Below are 19,228 nucleotides of genomic sequence, written 5' to 3'. Positions count from 1 at the left end.
TTAACGGGTCAAACGTTCAATGACGCGCTCAATCTCGTCCCGCGCCTGACGGCAGCGGACGATACGTCCTTCCAGCGCGCTAATCTCGCGCATCAATAGCTGCTGCTCTTCCAGCGTCTCGCTGTTGTTTAGCCGCGTCTCGCGCTCGCGCTTCATCTCAAACAGCCTGCGCTCAAACTCCTGGTTCTCCAGCCGCTTGCGCTGCCATTTACCGAGCCCCGGCGAGGCGCTGTCCCAGGCGCGCAGCGGCCAGGCGGCGATTTCGCGATGCAGAGCGGTGATCTGCTCTGTGAGATGCTCTGCGAGCCACGCCACCTGTTCCTGCTGTTCACTCTCAACCGCATGGCGAAGCTCGTCGAGGTTGGTCTGCGCTTCCGCCAGGTAATCCTGAATGACGGTGCTGCGGGTACGAAAAAGCTGCCGGTCAAAGCGCGGTTTCAGCGTGGCGTGGCCCATCAGCGGTGTAGCCTGCTCCCGCAGAACAATAAGCTGATTTTGCAGCCTCTCAAGAAGCAGTGCTGTTTTCAAGGCGCTCTCCAGTGGTAAAGTAGCCGTTCAGTTTGATAACGATTCGCATTATGAAGCGTACTATTTTAATCATCATTGGCTGGCTCGCGGTAGTGCTTGGCACGCTGGGTGTGTTTTTACCCTTGCTGCCGACCACCCCGTTTATCCTGCTGGCGGCCTGGTGCTTCGCCCGCTCGTCGCCGCGTTTTCACCACTGGCTGCTCTATCGCTCGTGGTTTGGCGGCTATCTGCGGCACTGGCAAAAACACCGGGCCATGCCGCCAGGCGCGAAGCCGCGCGCGATCGCGGTGATCCTCATCACCTTCGCTATTTCATTATGGCTGGTGAAAATGATGTGGGTACGTATTCTGCTGCTGGCGATCCTCTCCTGCCTGCTTTTCTTTATGTGGCGGATCCCCGTGGTTGATGAAAAGCAACAAAAGCACTGAAGCCTCATCATGGCTGTTGCAATTATCACGCGCAGCCAGTAAATTCGACCGTTTTCGAGCACAGGTGCGCCTGGTCAAAGGTTAAACAATTGTTGCCTTGGCCGACTCGTTGCGCGCTGTGAGTAACACTGTTTCATTTAGGCAAAACCGATGACCGCAACTGCACAGCAGCTTGAATATCTGAAAAACAGCATCAAAAGCATCCAGGACTATCCAAAGCCTGGCATTCTTTTCCGTGATGTCACCAGCTTGCTGGAAGACCCGAAAGCGTACGCGCTCAGCATTGAACTGCTGGTCGAGCGTTATAAAAACGCCGGGATCACCAAAGTAGTAGGTACCGAAGCCCGTGGCTTCCTGTTTGGCGCACCGGTTGCGCTGGCAATGGGCGTGGGTTTTGTGCCGGTGCGTAAGCCGCGCAAACTGCCGCGTGAAACCATTGCTGAGAGCTACGAGCTGGAGTACGGCACCGATCAGCTGGAGATCCACATTGATGCGATCAAACCTGGCGACAAGGTGCTGGTGGTCGACGATCTGCTGGCAACCGGCGGCACCATTGAAGCGACCGTGAAGCTGATCCGTCGTCTGGGTGGTGAAGTGACCGACGCGGCATTCATCATCAACCTGTTCGATCTCGGCGGTGAACAGCGCCTGGAAAAACAGGGCATCACCAGCTACAGCCTGGTGCCTTTCCCGGGTCATTAATCCCGGTTTTCACAACCTCGCTCAATGGGTGAGGTTGTGATAGCATTCCCCTCCATAAATTCACCTTCCAGCGTTGCAGAGCCTGCCCATGAGTTATCAGGTGTTAGCCCGTAAATGGCGACCACAAACCTTTGCTGACGTTGTCGGTCAGGAACATGTGCTGACGGCCCTGGCGAACGGCTTGTCGCTAGGTCGCATCCATCACGCCTATCTTTTCTCCGGCACCCGCGGCGTCGGTAAGACCTCTATTGCCCGTTTGCTGGCAAAAGGTCTCAACTGCGAAACCGGGATCACCGCCACGCCGTGCGGCGTGTGCGATAACTGCCGGGAGATCGAGCAGGGGCGTTTTGTCGATCTGATCGAGATCGACGCCGCCTCGCGTACCAAAGTGGAAGATACCCGCGATCTGCTCGATAACGTGCAGTACGCCCCGGCGCGCGGCCGCTTCAAGGTCTACCTGATCGATGAAGTGCACATGCTGTCGCGCCACAGCTTCAACGCCCTGCTGAAAACGCTGGAAGAGCCGCCCGCGCATGTGAAGTTCCTGCTGGCGACCACCGATCCGCAAAAGCTGCCGGTCACGATTTTGTCGCGCTGCCTGCAGTTCCACCTGAAGGCGCTAGACGTTGAGCAGATCCGCGCGCAGCTTGAGCACATTCTTGATGAAGAGAAGATCGTTCACGAGCCGCGCGCCCTGCAGCTGCTGGCACGCGCGGCGGACGGCAGCCTGCGTGATGCGCTCAGCCTGACCGACCAGGCGATTGCCAGCGGTGACGGCAAGCTCTCCACCGAGGCGGTCAGCACCATGCTCGGCACGCTGGATGACGATCAGGCGCTGTCGCTTATCGAGGCGATGATTGCCGCCAACGGCGAACGCGTGATGTCGCAGGTGAACGCGGCCGCTGCCCGGGGTATCGAATGGGAAGGACTGCTGGTTGAGATGCTCAGCCTGCTGCACCGCGTGGCGATGCTGCAGCTTTCACCGTCCGCCATCGGAGCGGATATGGCCGCCATTGAACAGCGGATGCGTGAACTTGCCCGCACCGTGCCGCCTGCCGACGTGCAGCTGTACTACCAGACGCTGCTGATTGGCCGCAAAGAGTTACCGTTCGCGCCGGATCCACGAATGGGCGTTGAAATGACGCTGCTGCGCGCGCTGGCGTTCCACCCGCGCATGCCATTGCCGGAGCCGGAAGCGCCGCGGCAGTCTTTCGCGCCGGTCGCCCCTACGGCGGTGATGTCGCCGCAGCAGGTGCCACCGCAGCCGACACCGCCGCCGCAAAACGTGCCGCTGTCGGATGCCACCAGTTCGGTGCTTGCCGCACGCAGCCAGCTGCAGCGTGCGCAGGGAGTAACCAAACCAAAAAAGAGTGAACCGGCAGCGCCAGGAAGAGCGCGGCCGGTGAACAACGCCGCGCTTGAACGACTGGCCTCGGTAACGGAGCGCGTACAGTCGCGTCCGGCACCGTCCGCGCTTGAGCAGAAAGCCCCGGTGAAAGAAGAGGCTTACCGCTGGAAGGCAACCACCATCACCGAAGAGGTGAAGGAAGAGGTCGCCACGCCGAAAGCGCTGAAAAAGGCGCTGGAGCATGAGAAAACGCCGGAGCTTTCCGCGAAGCTTGCTGAAGAGTCCATTGCGCGCGACGCCTGGGCCGCCGAGGTCAGCAAACTCCAGCTGCCGAAGCTGGTCGAGCAGGTCGCGCTGAATGCCTGGAAAGAGCAGGACGGTAATCAGGTGCGTTTACACCTGCGTCCGGGCCAGCGGCACCTCAATTCCCCTGGTGCGCAAAAGGCGCTGGCCGAGGCGCTCACCGCATTACAGGGTGCGCCGGTTGAATTGACTATCATTGAAGATGATAATCCGGCAGTGAAAACGCCGCTCGAGTGGCGCCAGGCCATTTATGAAGAAAAGCTCGCGCAGGCGCGCGAGGCGATTATTGCGGATAACAACATTCAGACCCTGCGCCGGTTCTTCGACGCCGATCTGGATGAAGAGAGTATTCGCCCCATTTGATCGTGAGTCTGACTTACGGTTGTAATCCTTAAACGTGAAAGAAGAGAGAAGCCTATGTTTGGTGGAAAAGGCGGTCTGGGTGGCCTGATGAAGCAGGCTCAGCAGATGCAGGAAAAAATGCAGAAGATGCAGGAAGAGATCGCTCAGCTGGAAGTCACGGGTGAATCCGGTGCCGGTCTGGTCAAAGTGACCATCAACGGTGCGCACAACTGCCGTCGCGTGGAAATCGACCCGAGCCTGCTCGAAGACGACAAAGAGATGCTGGAAGATCTGGTTGCAGCCGCGTTTAACGATGCCGCTCGCCGTATCGACGAAACTCAGAAAGAGAAAATGGCCTCTGTTTCCAGCGGTATGCAGCTTCCGCCTGGCTTCAAGATGCCATTCTGATGCAAACCAGTCCGCTGCTCACGCAGTTAATGGAAGCACTGCGCTGCCTGCCGGGCGTTGGCCCGAAGTCGGCGCAGCGCATGGCGTTTACGCTATTGCAGCGCGACCGCAGCGGCGGGATGCGCCTGGCGCAGGCTTTAACCCGCGCCATGTCAGAAATTGGTCACTGTGCGGATTGCCGCACCTTTACCGAGCAGGACGTGTGTAACATCTGTACGAACCCGCGTCGTCAGGAAAACGGTCAGATTTGCGTGGTGGAGAGTCCGGCGGACATCTACGCCATCGAACAAACCGGGCAGTTTTCCGGTCGCTACTTCGTGCTGATGGGGCATCTCTCCCCGCTGGACGGTATTGGCCCGGATGATATCGGTCTTGACCGCCTTGAACAGCGTCTTGAGTCCGAAACCATCAAAGAGGTGATCCTCGCCACCAACCCGACGGTGGAAGGGGAGGCAACCGCCAACTACATCGCCGAACTGTGCTCGCAGTACGGCGTTGACGCCAGCCGCATTGCCCACGGCGTGCCGGTGGGCGGCGAACTGGAAATGGTCGACGGCACCACGCTGTCGCACTCTCTGGCCGGGCGTCACAAGATTATTTTCTGACCAAACGGAGGCTGCGCGCGCGGCCTCCGCTTGAAAATTTCCTCCCTTATCCCCATCTCTCACTCAACGTTTTAAAACCCCATTAAATGGCATTGTTGAGGTCGACATAGATGAAAGGACAAGAAACCCGTGGTTTCCAGTCAGAAGTAAAACAGCTTCTGCACCTGATGATCCATTCCCTGTATTCCAACAAAGAAATTTTCCTGCGTGAGCTGATTTCCAACGCCTCGGACGCGGCGGACAAGCTGCGCTTCCGCGCGCTGTCTAACCCGGACCTGTACGAAGGTGACGGCGAGCTGCGCGTGCGCGTCTCGTTCAATAAAGAGAACCGCACCCTGACCATCGCCGATAACGGCATCGGGATGAACCGCGACGAGGTGATCGACCACCTCGGTACCATCGCCAAATCCGGCACCAAAGCGTTCCTTGAGTCCATGGGCTCTGACCAGGCGAAAGACAGCCAGCTCATTGGTCAGTTCGGCGTCGGTTTCTACTCGGCGTTTATCGTGGCCGACAAAGTTACCGTCCGTACCCGTGCGGCAGGCGACAGCGCCGAGAACGGCGTGCTGTGGGAATCCAAAGGGGAAGGCGAATATACCGTTGATGACATCACCAAAGCGGATCGCGGTACCGAAATCACCCTGCACCTGCGTGAAGGGGAAGATGATTTCCTGAACGACTGGCGCGTGCGCTCCATCATCAGCAAATATTCCGATCACATCGCCCTGCCGGTAGAGATTGAAAAACAGGAAGAGAAAGACGGTGAAACCGTGGTTTCCTGGGAGAAGATCAACAAGGCGCAGGCGCTGTGGACGCGCAACAAGTCTGAAATTAAAGACGACGAATATAACGAGTTCTACAAGCACATCGCCCACGACTTTACCGACCCGCTGACCTGGAGCCACAACCGCGTGGAAGGTAAGCAGGAGTACACCAGCCTGCTGTACATCCCGGCACAGGCGCCGTGGGACATGTGGAACCGCGATCACAAGCACGGCCTGAAGCTGTACGTGCAGCGCGTATTCATCATGGACGACGCCGAGCAGTTCATGCCGAACTACCTGCGCTTCGTGCGTGGTCTGATCGATTCCAACGATCTGCCGCTGAACGTCTCCCGTGAGATCCTTCAGGACAGCACCGTCACCCGTAACCTGCGCAACGCCCTGACCAAACGTGCGCTGCAGATGCTGGAAAAACTGGCGAAAGACGATGCGGAAAAATATCAGACCTTCTGGAAACAGTTTGGCCTGGTGCTGAAAGAAGGTCCGGCAGAAGACACCGCGAACGTTGAAACGATCGCTAAACTGCTGCGCTTCGCCTCTACGCACAACGACTCCTCCGCGCAGACCGTGTCGCTGGAAGAGTACGTCTCCCGCATGAAAGAAGGGCAGGAGAAGATCTACTACATCACCGCCGACAGCTACGCGGCGGCGAAGAGCAGTCCGCACCTGGAGCTGCTGCGCAAGAAAGGCATCGAAGTGCTGCTGCTTTCTGACCGCATCGACGAGTGGATGATGAACTACCTGACCGAGTTCGACGGTAAGGCGTTCCAGTCCGTAGCCAAGGCCGACGAGTCCATCGACAAGCTGGCGGATGAAGTGGACGAAAGCGCGAAAGAAGCCGAGAAGGCGCTGGAGCCGTTCGTTGAGCGCGTGAAAAACCTGCTGGGCGAGCGCGTGAAAGAGGTACGCTTCACGCACCGTCTGACCGACACCCCGGCGATTGTCACCACCGATGCGGACGAAATGAGCACCCAGATGGCGAAACTGTTCGCGGCGGCGGGCCAGGCGATGCCGGAAGTGAAATATATCTTTGAGCTTAATCCGGATCATCCTCTGGTGAAACGCGCGGCGGATACCCAGGACGACGCCCGCTTTGCCGAGTGGGTTGAACTGCTGCTGGATCAGTCCCTGCTGGCCGAGCGCGGCACGCTGGAAGATCCTAACCTGTTCATTAAACGTGTGAATGCGCTACTGCTGGCGTAATTAAACACCTGCCCCTCACCCTGCCCTCTCCCCAAAGGGGAGAGGGTGTTCAAATTCCCTCTCCCCTTTGGGGAGAGGGTTAGGGTGAGGGGAAACAACCGCACTAATGCAAATAATCTCCCCCCGTTAACCGTTTCAGCCTTCCCGCCTTCCTTGAGCGATGCCCGTTCTGGTGGTATTGTTTAGCGCTTTTGAAAAATTGAAACGACTTTTGAGGGGATTTTCGCAATGCGTATTATTCTGCTTGGCGCTCCGGGCGCGGGTAAAGGAACTCAGGCTCAGTTCATCATGGAGAAATACGGTATTCCGCAAATCTCCACCGGTGACATGCTGCGCGCCGCTGTAAAATCTGGCTCCGAGCTGGGTAAACAAGCGAAAGACATCATGGACGCAGGCAAGCTGGTGACCGACGAGCTGGTTATTGCTCTGGTCAAAGAGCGCATTGCGCAGGAAGACTGCCGTAACGGTTTCCTGCTGGACGGCTTCCCACGCACCATTCCTCAGGCTGACGCCATGAAAGAAGCGGGCATCAACGTGGACTACGTTCTGGAGTTCGACGTACCGGACGAGCTGATCGTTGACCGTATCGTTGGCCGTCGCGTACACGCTGCTTCTGGCCGCGTTTACCACATCAAATTCAACCCGCCTAAGGTTGAAGGCAAAGACGACGTGACCGGCGAAGAGCTGACTACCCGTAAAGACGATCAGGAAGAGACCGTGCGTAAACGCCTGGTGGAATACCATCAGATGACCGCGCCGCTGATCGGCTACTACACCAAAGAAGCGCAGGCGGGTAACACCAAATACGCCAAAGTTGACGGCACCAAAGCCGTGGCTGACGTACGTGCAGAGCTGGAAAAAATCCTCGGCTAATCGCGCGCCTCTCACCCGGGCTCCCGGGTGAGAAATATTCTCATCTTACCTATTACAGCAATGGGTTTCGTTTAAACGCATTTCCGCTACAATTGACAACCTATCAAATGGTTAAGAGGCGTGAATGAGTCAGGCGAAAACCGGCATCCTGCTTGCCAATCTGGGCACTCCAGAAGCACCTACATCAGACGCGGTAAAACGCTACCTGCGACAATTTTTAAGCGACACGCGCGTCGTGGATTTCCCGAGACTGCTGTGGTGGCCGCTGCTGCGTGGCGTCATTCTGCCGATTCGTTCCCCGCGCGTCGCCAAACTCTATCAGTCCGTCTGGATGGAAGAGGGCTCGCCGCTGATGGTTTACAGCCGTCGCCAGGAAAAAGCGCTGGCCGCCCGCCTGCCGGATATGCCCGTCGCGCTTGGCATGAGCTACGGAAAACCGTCCCTGCAAAGCGCGGTGGAATCACTGCTGGCGCAGGGCGTGGACCATATCGTCGTGCTGGCGCTCTACCCGCAGTACTCCTGCTCGACGGTGGCCGCCGTCTGGGACGAGCTGGCCCGCATTCTGGCGACCCGCCGCCGCATTCCGGGCGTGACTTTTATTCGCGACTACGCGGATAACGATCTCTACATCCAGGCGCTTGCCAACAGCGCGCGCGCGTCGTTTGAAAAGCACGGCGAGCCGGATCTGCTGCTGCTTTCCTATCACGGGATCCCGCAGCGTTTCGCCAATGAAGGGGATGATTATCCGCAGCGCTGCCGCGATACTACGCGCGAGCTGGTTTCCGCCCTTGGCCTGCCGCCGGAGAAGGTGATGATGACCTTCCAGTCGCGCTTCGGTCGCGAGCCGTGGCTGACGCCGTACACCGATGAAACCCTCAAAATGCTGGGTGAGAAGGGCGTGAAGCACATTCAGGTGATGTCGCCGGGCTTCTCGGCAGACTGTCTGGAAACGCTGGAGGAGATCGCGGTGCAAAACCGGGAATTTTTCCTTGAGGCTGGCGGCGAAAAGTACGAGTACATTCCGGCGCTTAACGACTCGCCTGAGCATATCGATATGATGGTCTCGCTGGTAACGAACAGCCGCTGATCGCACTCCGGGCCGGGTTTGTGCTACCATTCCCGGCCCATATTCTTCGTACAGTTCAGACCATGAAATTTCCCGGTAAACGCAAATCCAAACACTACTTCCCCGTCGATGCCCGCGACCCGCTTCTGCAGCAAATCCAGCCAGAAAACGAAACCAGCGCGGCATGGGTCGTCGGTATCGATCAGACGCTGGTGGACATTGAAGCGAAAGTGGATGATGCGTTTGTCGCCCGTTACGGTCTGAGCGCCGGTCACTCGCTGGTGATTGAGGACGACGTTGCCGAAGCGCTGTACCAGGAGCTGGTGCGCGAAAACCTGATTACCCATCAGTTCGCCGGTGGCACCATCGGAAATACCATGCATAACTACTCCGTGCTGGCCGACGATCGCTCCGTGCTGCTCGGCGTGATGTGCAGCAATATCGAAATCGGTGGCTATGCCTACCGCTATCTCTGCAACACCTCCAGCCGTACCGACCTGAACTATCTTCAGGGCGTCGACGGGCCTATTGGCCGCTGCTTTACGCTGATTAGCGATTCCGGCGAGCGTACTTTTGCCATCAGCCCGGGCCATATGAACAAGCTGCGCGCCGAGAGTATTCCGGAAGAGGTGATCGCGGGCGCCTCGGCGCTGGTGCTGACCTCCTACCTGGTACGCTGTAAGCCGGGCGAGCCGATGCCGGAAGCGACCATGAAAGCGATCGAGTACGCGAAGAAATACAACGTGCCTGTCGTTCTGACGCTGGGCACAAAATTCGTTATCGCCGATAACCCGGATTGGTGGCAGGCGTTCCTGAAAGAGCACGTCTCGATTCTGGCAATGAACGAAGAAGAGGCCGAAGCGCTGACCGGCGAAAGCGATCCGCTGCTGGCGTCTGACAAAGCGCTGGACTGGGTGGATCTGGTGCTCTGTACCGCCGGCCCGGTTGGGCTCTATATGGCGGGCTTCACGGAAGAAGAGAGCAAGCGCAAAACCCAGCACCCGCTGCTGCCCGGTGCGATTGCCGAGTTCAACCAGTACGAGTTCAGCCGCGGCATGCGCTACAAAGATTGCGTGAATCCGCTGCGAATCTACTCTCATATCGCGCCGTATATGGGCGGGCCGGAGAAGATCATGAACACCAACGGTGCGGGCGACGGCGCGCTGGCCGCACTGCTGCACGACATCACCGCTAACGCCTATCATAAAACCAACGTGCCGAACTCCAGCAAGCACAAGTTCAGCTGGCTGACCTATTCCTCGCTGGCACAGGTGTGTAAATATGCCAACCGCGTGAGCTATCAGGTACTGAACCAGCACTCCCCGCGCTTAACGCGTGGGCTGCCGGAACGTGAAGACAGCCTCGAAGAGGCTTACTGGGACAGGTAAAAGCAAAACGGCAACCCTGGTTGCCGTTTTTAGTGTTTGTTCCCTCTCCCTGTGGGAGAGGGTCAGGGTGAGGGCATCAGGCCGCACCAAACTTACCCCGTCACCCCTTCTTCAACCGGCGGTTTCTCCAGCAGCGTCAGCATCGTATTCGCAATCTCGCGCTCGCCCATCACCACCTTATTTGCACCGCGCTCGGTAATGTACTCCACCTCGTCGTCATAGTGCGCCCGGGCGATAATCTCAATCGTTGGGCACTTCTCGCGCGCGGAGGCCACAATCTCGCCCGCTTCATAGCCGTTAGGTATGGTCAGCAGCAGCCAGCGCGCGCAGTCCAGATGCGCCAGATTCATGATCTCTTCGTTTGCCGCATTGCCCAGTACCGCACGAATGCCGCGCTCGCGCAGCTCGTCGACGCGGGTGCGTGAGGTCTCAATCACCACCAGCGGAATGCCCTGCGCCATCAGCTTCTCACCGAGCAGGCTGCCCACGCGGCCAAAGCCGACCAGCAGGGCGTGATTGCAAATATCCACCGGGATCTGCTTCTCTTCTTCGATGGCCTCTTCGAGCGTCTGTTCTTCCAGCGTTTCGGTTTTATCGAGGTATTTTTCCAGCAGGGCAAACAGTACCGGGTTCAGCATAATCGACAGAATCGCCCCCGCCAGCACCAGGTTTTGCCCCGCCTGCGGCAGCAGGTTCAGGGCCATGCCCAGACCGGCCAGAATAAAGGCGAACTCACCGATCTGCGCCAGGCTGGCAGCGATGGTCAACGCCGTGCGCGGGGAGTGACCGAACATCCGCACCAGGAAGAAGGCGGCAAGCGACTTACCAAAGATGATGATCGCCAGCGTGCCCAGCACGGCCAGCGGCTGGTGAATCAGGACCATCGGGTCAAACAGCATCCCGACGGAGACGAAGAACAGCACGGCGAAGGCATCGCGCAGCGGCAGAGTGTCATGCGCCGCGCGGTGGCTCAGCTCGGACTCGTTCAGCACCATCCCGGCGAAGAACGCGCCCAGGGCAAAGGAGACGTCAAACAGCTCTACGGCACCAAAAGCGATACCCAGCGCCAGCGCCAGCACGGAGAGGGTGAACAGCTCGCGGGAGCCGGTTGCCGCGCTGCGGGACATGATCCACGGCACCAGACGGCGTCCCACCAGCATCATGATGGCGATAAATGCCACCACCTTACCGATGGTGATACTCATATCCAGCGCCAGCGAGGCAAAGCCGACGTTGTCTTTTTCCATCATCCCGGCGACGGCTGGCAGCAGCACCAGCGTCAGGACCATCACCAGGTCTTCAACAATCAGCCAGCCTATCGCGATTTGCCCGCGCTGGCTGTCTATCAGCTGTCTCTCTTCAAGCGCGCGCAGCAGCACCACGGTACTGGCGGTTGAGAGACACAGCCCAAATACGATACCGGTCATTAACGACCAGCCCAGCACCGCCGAAAGCGCCATCCCCAGCAGCGTCGCCACCCCAATCTGGGCGATCGCTCCCGGTATGGCGATCGACTTTACCGCCATCAGATCCTTCAGGGAGAAGTGCAGGCCGACGCCAAACATCAGCAGAATCACGCCCAATTCCGCCAGCTCAGGGGCCAGCTTGGTATCCGCCACGAAGCCTGGCGTAAACGGTCCCGCCAGTACACCCGCTAACAGATAGCCGACAAGAGGAGAAATACGCAGCTTATTGGCAATCATGCCGAGGATAAAAGCGAGCACAAGTCCACCAACAATGGTGGTGATAAGCGGTGTGGCGTGGTGCATTCCGTCTCCTTTCGTTGTGGGTGTTCCTTTTTGGCGAAAACCAAAAAACCGAGTAATAGTTTATGACAATTTTTACCCTTATGTTTATGAATTATTGTTGAAGTTTGAATAAAACAGCAATATGCACGTAAAAAAGCGCGTTTTGATAAATTCAGCGAGGGGAAGAAGAAGAAACCCTTATGGCATCAGGGTATCAGGTAGCCAAAGTAAAACTTTGGCTACCCGTAATTTACGCTTTATGACGGTTATCAGGCAGGAATATGGTCAACATCCCAAGAAGTGGCAGGAAAGCGCAGATTTTATAAACCAGGAAGATGCTGGTGTGATCCGCCACCATCCCCAACACCGCCGCGCCAAGCCCGCCCATGCCGAAGGCGAAACCGAAAAAGAGCCCGGAAACCATACCGATACGGCCAGGCAGCAGCTCCTGGGCATAGACCAGAATGGCGGAAAACGCGGATGCGAGAATAAAACCAATGATCACGGTTAAAATCCCCGTCCATTCAAGGCTCGCGTACGGCAAAATAAGGGTAAACGGCGCCACGCCGAGGATAGAGCCCCAAATGACGTATTTACGCCCAATCTTATCACCCACAGGCCCGCCAATGACCGTGCCGGCCGCAACGGCGAACAGGAAGGCAAACAGGTGGATCTGCGCATTCTGCACCGATAATCCGAATTTTTGCATCAGATAAAAGGTGTAATAGCTGCTGATGCTCGCCATATAGAAGTATTTCGAGAAAATCAGTATCAGCAGCACGGAAACCGCCAGGATAACCTTGTTGCGCGGAAGGGGATTGATAACCTTCGCTTTAGGTTTACCTTTATTCACGCGATGCTGAGCGGCATACCAGCGACTGATCTGCGCCAGCACGATGATCGCCAGCAGCGCGGCCAGTACAAACCATGCCACGTTGCCTTTACCGTAAGGGGCAATAATCACCGCGGCCAGCAGCGGGCCGAGAGAGCTACCAAAGTTACCGCCCACCTGGAAGAGAGACTGCGCCAGACCGTGACGTCCCCCGGAGGCCATACGCGCCACGCGGGAGGACTCCGGATGGAAAACGGACGAGCCGGTGCCCACCAGCGCGGCGGCAATCAGCACCGCTTCAAAGCTGCCCGCCATGGCCAGCAGCACCAGCCCGCTGAGGGTGAAGCACATGCCTATCGGCAGCGACCACGGCATCGGATATTTATCCGTCCAGTAGCCCACCACCGGCTGCAGCAGTGAGGAAGCCAGCTGGAAGGTCAGGGTGATCATCCCGATCTGCACGAAGGTGAGTGAGAACTCGGACTGCAGCAGCGGATAAATGGCCAGAATCAACGACTGGATCATATCGTTGAGCAGGTGCGAGAGACTAATTGCGCCTAAGACTTTAAAGGAGGTGCGCGACGCCGGCGCGCCCGGAACGGGCTGGGTTGATTCACTGATTGCCATAGAGAGAAGTACCACGTTTTTCGTTATTAGAGATGCAGGGTGTAATTATTATCCGACTAACATACCCGTCCGGGACATTTGAAGAAAGTCGCAATTCTGAAAACTTATTTGTCTATTCTTGTTAGTCACTGTAATTTTTGCCTTTGTCTATTGGTCAGGGAGAGAGAAGATGAAGTTAATGAAGCGGGGCGTCGCGCTGGCGCTCATCGCCGCATGGGGCCTGGTAAGCCTGCCCGCGCAGGCGTATGAAAAAGACAAAACCTATAAAATCACCATTCTGCATACCAACGATCACCACGGTCATTTCTGGCGCAGCGAATACGGCGAATATGGCCTGTCGGCGCAAAAAACGCTGGTGGACGGCATTCGTAAAGAGGTGTCTGCCCAGGGCGGCAGCGTGCTGCTGCTGTCGGGTGGCGATATCAATACCGGCGTGCCGGAATCCGATTTACAGGACGCGGAACCTGATTTTCGCGGCATGAACCTGATTGGCTACGATGCGATGGCCGTGGGTAACCACGAGTTCGATAATCCGCTGACCGTGCTGCGTCAGCAGGAAAAATGGGCCAAATTCCCCTTCCTCTCCGCCAATATTTACCAGAAAAGCACCGGCGAACGCCTGTTTAAGCCGTGGGCGCTTTTTAAGCGTCAGGATCTGAAGATCGCGGTCATCGGCTTAACCACTGACGATACGGCGAAAATTGGTAACCCCGAGTTCTTTACCGATATCGAATTCCGCAAACCGGCAGACGAAGCGAAGCTGGTGATTCAGGAGCTGCAGCAAAACGAGAAGCCGGACGTGATTATCGCCACCACGCACATGGGGCACTACGACAACGGCGAGCACGGTTCTAACGCGCCCGGCGACGTGGAAATGGCGCGCAGCCTGCCCGCGGGCTCGCTGGCAATGATTGTGGGCGGTCACTCACAGGATCCGGTGTGTATGGCCTCGGAGAACAAAAAGCAGGTGGACTACGTGCCGGGCACGCCGTGCGCGCCGGACCGTCAGAACGGTATCTGGATAGTTCAGGCGCACGAGTGGGGCAAATACGTGGGCCGGGCGGATTTCGAGTTCCGTAACGGCGAGATGAAGCTGGTTCACTATCAGCTCATCCCGGTCAACCTGAAGAAGAAAGTCACCTACCCGGACGGGAAAAGCGAGCGTGTACTCTACACGCCGGAGATCGCTGAAAACCAGCAGATGCTCTCCCTGCTGACGCCGTTCCAGAACAAGGGCAAGGCGCAGCTGGACGTGAAAATCGGCACGCTGAACGGTCGTCTGGAGGGGGACCGCAGCAAAGTTCGCTTCGTGCAGACCAACATGGGCCACCTGGTGCTGGCGGCGCAAATGGCGCGCACCGGCGCTGACTTCGGCGTGATGAGCGGCGGCGGTATTCGTGATTCCATCGAGGGCGGAAACATTACCTATAAGGACGTCCTGAAGGTGCAGCCGTTCGGCAACGTGGTGGTCTATGCGGACATGAGCGGGAAAGAGGTGATTGACTACCTGACCGCCGTGGCGCAGATGAAGCCGGATTCCGGGGCCTATCCGCAGTTTGCCAACGTCAGCTTTGTGGCGAAAGACGGCAAGCTTAACGACCTGAAGATCAAAGGCGAACCGGTTGATCCGGCTAAGACCTACCGTCTGGCGACGTTAAGCTTTAACGCCACCGGCGGCGACGGCTATCCGCATATCGATAATAAACCGGGATACGTGAATACCGGCTTTATCGACGCGGAAGTGCTGAAGCAGTTCATCGAGCAGAATTCGCCGATTGACGTGAATGCCTACGAGCCGAAGGGTGAGGTGAGCTGGCAGTAGTGGTGTGCGGCCTGATGCCCTCACCCCAACCCTCTCCCACCGGGAGAGGGCGCGAACACAAAAAACGGTAACGCCTGTTACCGTTTTGCTTTTACCTCGCAGCCGCCACCGGGCAATTTTCTCAATCCCGGCGCGCAATATCCGCAAACTTCGCGTCCAGCATTTTCGCCAGGTCGCCCGCCGCCAGCTCGATATCCAGCCCGCGTTTGCCGCCGGATATAAAGATGGTTTCAAACTCCTGCGAAGGGGCATCAATCAGCGTCGGCAGGCGTTTTTTCTGCCCGAGCGGACTGATCCCGCCCACCAGATAGCCCGTGGTGCGTTGCGCCACCATCGGATCCGCCATATCCACCTTCTTCGCCCCCAGGGCTTTGGCGACTTTCTTCAGATCCAGCTGTCCCGCCACCGGAGTAACCGCGACGGCGAGGTGTTTCATATCGCCATTCACCGCCACCAGCAGCGTTTTATAAACCTGGTCAGCATTCAGCCCCAGCTTGCGCACCACTTCATCACCAAAGTTAGTTTCATTCGGATCGTGATCGTAAGTGTGGATCCGGAAAGAAATGTTGTTTTTTTCGAGTAATTTAACGGCGGGAGTCATAGCTATCCTTCTTACGACAGACAAATCATGCCATCAGCATACGCCTGACGTTTGTCTAAAAAATAGCACCATCTTGCGCAATAGTATTGGCAGTGATGGTCACTTTGAGCGACAATCGGCTCAACCGAAGGTCTCCTTCGGCATAATAAAAACGATGAAATTCCTCTTTGACGGGCCAATAGAAATATTGGCCATTTTTTTATTTCAACAGTGACGGCAAATTCCCTTCTCCGTACAAATGTAACGCCCCAACCGCCACCACGTAATGCCCCGCGGGCAAAGCATGCAGCGTCTGCCGCCAGGCTTTGTTGCGCGCATTCATCAGCACATCATACAGCGATTCGCTGAACGTCGAGGGCAATGCCAGCTTACCGTCCTCAGGCGGCGCGTCCAGCCACCAGCCAATCATGGTCTGCAGCAGGCGCGCGTTGGTGTGCCAGTGGGTCAACGTATCATCCAGCAGCATCAGGCCGTCGTCGGGAAGCTGGCGCAGAAGCGCAATCTGGCTGTCCGTCCCTTCCAGCTCGATGATGGGCAGGCTGCGCGCCCTTGCCGCGTTCAGCAGCTGGTAATCAATGCCGTAGTCACCGCGCAGTCCCAGACGCTGCGCCTGCGTGGCCTGCAGCACCATCGCAATTTGCCAGAGCGGCAGGGTGTCAATCATGGAGAGCGACACGCCGGTTTCATCCGCGACGCGCGTCAGTTCCGCAAGCCGGGGATCATCCAGACGTTCCGCCAGGCTGAGATCGCTTTCCAGCCCGGCAAACGGCGACTCCTGACCCGAAATGTCCGCCTCAACGACCAGCGCGTCGGCGCGTTTCAGCAGTTTAATCAGCCCGGGTGGCAGGGGAGACATATCCTGCGTACCCATATGAATACTGCCGACCAGATGCAGGTGCTGCCCGCCGGGGAGAGAGATATCCAGACCGGGCCAGGCATAACGGCGAGGAAAGAGGGCGCGAAACGATGCTTTTATACGATTAAACAGACCCATACGCGCTCCATGAATGGAAAGGTTCATGCTAGCGCGTACGGGTACAAGGTTCAATCCTTCGGTTTAAAGCGCAGCAGGCGGTTGGCGTTGCTCACCACGGTAATGGAGGAGAGCGCCATCGCCGCGCCCGCGACCACCGGGTTAAGCAGCGTGCCGGTCAGCGGCCACAGAATACCGGCCGCGATTGGGATACCGAGGGTGTTATAGACGAACGCTCCCAGTAAGTTCTGCTTCATGTTGCGCAGCGTGGCTTTTGAAATGGCCAGCGCGTCGGCAACGCCCATCAGGCTATGGCGCATCAGCGTAATCGCAGCGGTTTCGATGGCGACATCGCTCCCGCCACCCATGGCAATCCCGACGTCCGCCTGGGCCAGCGCCGGGGCATCGTTGATGCCGTCGCCGACCATCGCCACCTGACGGCCCTGACTTTGCAGTTTCTTGATGGCGTCCGCTTTCCCGTCCGGCAGTACGCCTGCAATGACCTCATCAATTCCGGCCTCTTTCGCGATGGCGTTGGCCGTTGTCGGATTGTCTCCGGTCAGCATCACCAGACGATAGCCCGCGCGGTGCAGACGCTGCAGGGCGTCCACGCTGTCCTGGCGAAGCGGATCGCGCACGGCCAGCAGCGCGGCGGCTTTGCCATCCACCGCCAGCAGAACCGGCGTGGCGCCCTGAGACGCCTGCGCCTTCAGCTCGCTTTCCAGCGCGGCGGTATCAATACCGTTTTCATTAAGCAATGCCTGGTTACCCAGCAGCAGCGCGTGGCCTTCTGCTTCACCGCTGACGCCGAGCCCGCGCAGGGTGCGGAAATTGCTGACCTGCGGCAGGGCAGAAGCATTCGCTTTATCGAGAATGGCGCGCGCCAGCGGATGGCTGGATCCTTGCTCCAGCGCGGCGGCGAGACGCAGCGCCTCCTCTTGCGTAATGCCTGCGGTAGTGACGGCCACCACCTGCGGTTTGCCTTCGGTCAGCGTCCCGGTTTTATCAAACACCAGCGTGTCGAGGGTGCTGGCCCGCTGCAGCGCGTCCGCATCCCGTACCAGTACGCCAAATTCGGCCGCGCGGCCTACGCCGGAGATAATCGACATTGGGGTCGCCAGGCCAAGGGCGCAAGGACAGGCGATGATCAGCACCGTAGTGGCAATCACCAGGGTGTAAACAATCTGCGGTGCGGGGCCGAAGAAATACCAGATCGCCGCGCTCAGCAGGGCAATGCCGACCACCACCGGCACAAAAATGGCCGAGATTCTGTCAGCAAGCTGGCCAATTTCCGGCTTGCTGCTCTGCGCCTGGCGCACCATGCGGATGATACGCGACAGCGTCGTGTGGCTGCCGACGGCGCTGGCGGTAAACAGCACGCTGCCGTCCTGCACCACCGTGCCGGCATGAACGGCGTCGCCGTCTGATTTCTGCTGGGGAATGGGCTCGCCGGTCAGCATTGCTTCATCCAGCCAGGCTTCGCCCTGGGTTATCTTGCCGTCAACGGGAACGCGATCGCCCGTCGTCAGGCGCAGCGTCATGCCGGGCTGAACTTCCGCCAGCGGGACGCTTTTCTCCCCCTCGTCCGAGACCACGCGGGCCGTCGGCGGGGTTAAATCAAGCAACCTTTCCAGCGCTTTCGAGGAGCGCTGGCGGGCGCGGGCTTCCAGCATGTGGCCCAGGTTAATCAGGCCGATAATCATCGCGCTGGCTTCATAGTAGAGATGGCGCGCCTCCATCGGGAACCACTGCGGCCAGACGTTCACGCTCATCGAATAGAGCCACGCCGCGCCGGTACCGAGCGCCACCAGCGTATCCATCGTCGCGGTGCGGTTTTTCAGGCTCTTCCAGGCGCTGGTGTAAAAATGCCCGCCTGCAAACACCATCACCGCAAGGGTAATCAGACCAATCACCAGCCACAGCGTGCGGTTGTCAGCGGTGACCATCATGTTGTCACCCATCATGCCCCACACCATCACCGGAATACCCACCAGCAGGGCGACAATCGCCTGCCAGCGGAAGCGTTTCATGGTGGCGATAGCCGTTTCCTGCTGGCGCTCGCGGCGCTCGGCATCATCTTCGATGGCCTCTGCGCCGTAGCCCGCTTTCTCAACGGCCTGCACTAAATCTGCGGCGGAGGCGCTGCCCATCACCAGCGCAGTGCGCTCCGCGAGGTTTACCCGTGCCTGCGCGACGCCCGGTACGGCCTGCAAGGCGTTTTGTACCCGGGAGAGGCAGCTGGCGCAGCTCATGCCGTTGATCAGCAGCTGTTGGCTGTCGTCAATATCATCAGCTGCCGGAAGCTCAGGAGTGGCCGCTGTCAGCGCTTCCGACGGGGATGATGACTCTGCCAGCGGTTTAGCCTTTGGGTGGCTTAACTCCGCCCCGTAACCGGCCTGCTTGATGGTATCAATCAGCGCATCCGCGCTGGCGCTGCCGGTGACGGCTGCATGATCGATAGTCACGTCAGCGCTTTCAACGTCAGGGCGCTGTTCCAGGCTTTCTTTAACGCGTTTGACGCAGTGGCCGCAGGAGAGGCCGTCCAGCGTCAGGTCGATAGTGTGAGACATAGTAAAACTCCCGTATAATGAACTGGTCAGTAGTTGACCGGAGTAACGCTTTTCGCTAACTGTTATGAAGGTTAAACCT

General features: G+C 58.2%; 16 protein-coding genes and 1 other annotated feature. Of the genes, 10 read left to right on the top strand and 6 right to left on the bottom strand.

Going from position 1 to position 19,228, the window contains the following annotated elements; genetic code table 11:
* Positions 1-528, bottom strand: coding sequence for a primosomal replication protein N'' (priC, locus tag AC27FC_RS09110; RefSeq protein WP_064673431.1), 528 nt, complete (start codon positions 526-528; stop codon positions 1-3).
* A gap of 50 nt (positions 529-578) precedes the next feature.
* Between priC and AC27FC_RS09105 the strand changes: the two genes are divergently transcribed.
* The 9 genes from AC27FC_RS09105 to AC27FC_RS09065 all read left to right on the top strand — a co-directional run bounded on the left by AC27FC_RS09105 (position 579) and on the right by AC27FC_RS09065 (position 9,976).
* Positions 579-956 carry a DUF454 family protein gene (locus AC27FC_RS09105; protein ID WP_033144794.1) on the top strand — a complete coding sequence of 126 codons (378 nt, stop codon included), beginning with the start codon at positions 579-581 and terminating at the stop codon, positions 954-956.
* A gap of 150 nt (positions 957-1,106) precedes the next feature.
* The gene (apt, locus tag AC27FC_RS09100) at positions 1,107-1,658 is read left to right on the top strand and encodes an adenine phosphoribosyltransferase (RefSeq protein WP_069303751.1); all 552 of its coding nucleotides are present in this window, start codon (positions 1,107-1,109) and stop codon (positions 1,656-1,658) included.
* An 88-nt stretch (positions 1,659-1,746) separates the two neighbouring features.
* Positions 1,747-3,672, top strand: coding sequence for a DNA polymerase III subunit gamma/tau (gene dnaX, locus AC27FC_RS09095; protein ID WP_087822109.1), 1,926 nt, complete (start codon positions 1,747-1,749; stop codon positions 3,670-3,672).
* Positions 3,002-3,066, top strand: a sequence feature (DnaX frameshifting element). It overlaps the preceding gene by 65 nt.
* 54 nt (positions 3,673-3,726) lie before the next feature.
* Positions 3,727-4,059, top strand: a complete 333-nt coding sequence (locus AC27FC_RS09090) for a YbaB/EbfC family nucleoid-associated protein (RefSeq protein ID WP_003858972.1) — start codon at positions 3,727-3,729, stop codon at positions 4,057-4,059.
* Positions 4,059-4,664, top strand: a complete 606-nt coding sequence (gene recR / locus AC27FC_RS09085; protein ID WP_008499298.1) for a recombination mediator RecR — start codon at positions 4,059-4,061, stop codon at positions 4,662-4,664. Before AC27FC_RS09090 ends, recR begins: the two co-directional genes overlap by 1 nt.
* Before the next feature lie 110 nt (positions 4,665-4,774).
* Complete coding sequence (gene htpG / locus AC27FC_RS09080; RefSeq protein ID WP_112778342.1) at positions 4,775-6,649, top strand: molecular chaperone HtpG; 1,875 nt, start codon at positions 4,775-4,777, stop codon at positions 6,647-6,649.
* Positions 6,650-6,877: 228 nt separating this feature from the next.
* The gene (gene adk, locus AC27FC_RS09075) at positions 6,878-7,522 is read left to right on the top strand and encodes an adenylate kinase (protein ID WP_006809841.1); all 645 of its coding nucleotides are present in this window, start codon (positions 6,878-6,880) and stop codon (positions 7,520-7,522) included.
* 124 nt (positions 7,523-7,646) lie between these two features.
* Positions 7,647-8,609: a ferrochelatase gene (gene hemH / locus AC27FC_RS09070; RefSeq protein ID WP_033144798.1), complete on the top strand. Its 963-nt coding sequence runs from the start codon at positions 7,647-7,649 to the stop codon at positions 8,607-8,609.
* Between the two features lie 62 nt (positions 8,610-8,671).
* The gene (locus AC27FC_RS09065) at positions 8,672-9,976 is read left to right on the top strand and encodes an inosine/guanosine kinase (RefSeq protein ID WP_094934743.1); all 1,305 of its coding nucleotides are present in this window, start codon (positions 8,672-8,674) and stop codon (positions 9,974-9,976) included.
* A gap of 92 nt (positions 9,977-10,068) precedes the next feature.
* Here AC27FC_RS09065 and ybaL read toward each other — a convergent pair whose 3' ends face one another.
* Positions 10,069-11,745 (bottom strand): YbaL family putative K(+) efflux transporter, encoded by a 1,677-nt coding sequence (ybaL, locus tag AC27FC_RS09060; RefSeq protein ID WP_047061258.1) that lies wholly within the window; start codon positions 11,743-11,745, stop codon positions 10,069-10,071.
* A 229-nt stretch (positions 11,746-11,974) separates the two neighbouring features.
* Positions 11,975-13,183, bottom strand: a complete 1,209-nt coding sequence (locus AC27FC_RS09055; protein WP_196354750.1) for an MFS transporter — start codon at positions 13,181-13,183, stop codon at positions 11,975-11,977.
* 169 nt (positions 13,184-13,352) lie between these two features.
* On the opposite strand from AC27FC_RS09055, the gene ushA reads away from it, so the two are divergent.
* Positions 13,353-15,005: a bifunctional UDP-sugar hydrolase/5'-nucleotidase UshA gene (gene ushA, locus AC27FC_RS09050; protein ID WP_094934742.1), complete on the top strand. Its 1,653-nt coding sequence runs from the start codon at positions 13,353-13,355 to the stop codon at positions 15,003-15,005.
* A gap of 121 nt (positions 15,006-15,126) precedes the next feature.
* On the opposite strand, the gene ybaK is transcribed toward ushA, so the two are convergent.
* The 3 genes from ybaK to copA form a co-directional block, all read right to left on the bottom strand.
* The gene (gene ybaK / locus AC27FC_RS09045) at positions 15,127-15,606 is read right to left on the bottom strand and encodes a Cys-tRNA(Pro)/Cys-tRNA(Cys) deacylase YbaK (RefSeq protein WP_023310615.1); all 480 of its coding nucleotides are present in this window, start codon (positions 15,604-15,606) and stop codon (positions 15,127-15,129) included.
* A gap of 199 nt (positions 15,607-15,805) precedes the next feature.
* Positions 15,806-16,600, bottom strand: a complete 795-nt coding sequence (locus tag AC27FC_RS09040) for a TraB/GumN family protein (protein ID WP_094934741.1) — start codon at positions 16,598-16,600, stop codon at positions 15,806-15,808.
* Positions 16,601-16,650: 50 nt separating this feature from the next.
* Positions 16,651-19,149: a copper-exporting P-type ATPase CopA gene (copA, locus tag AC27FC_RS09035; RefSeq protein WP_196354749.1), complete on the bottom strand. Its 2,499-nt coding sequence runs from the start codon at positions 19,147-19,149 to the stop codon at positions 16,651-16,653.
* Positions 19,150-19,228: the final 79 nt, after the last annotated feature.

This window comes from Enterobacter sp. C3_dUdeg (assembly GCF_057536195.1).
The sequence above is the reverse complement of the archived record's forward strand: the minus strand, read 5'-3'. Positions and strand labels throughout refer to the sequence as shown.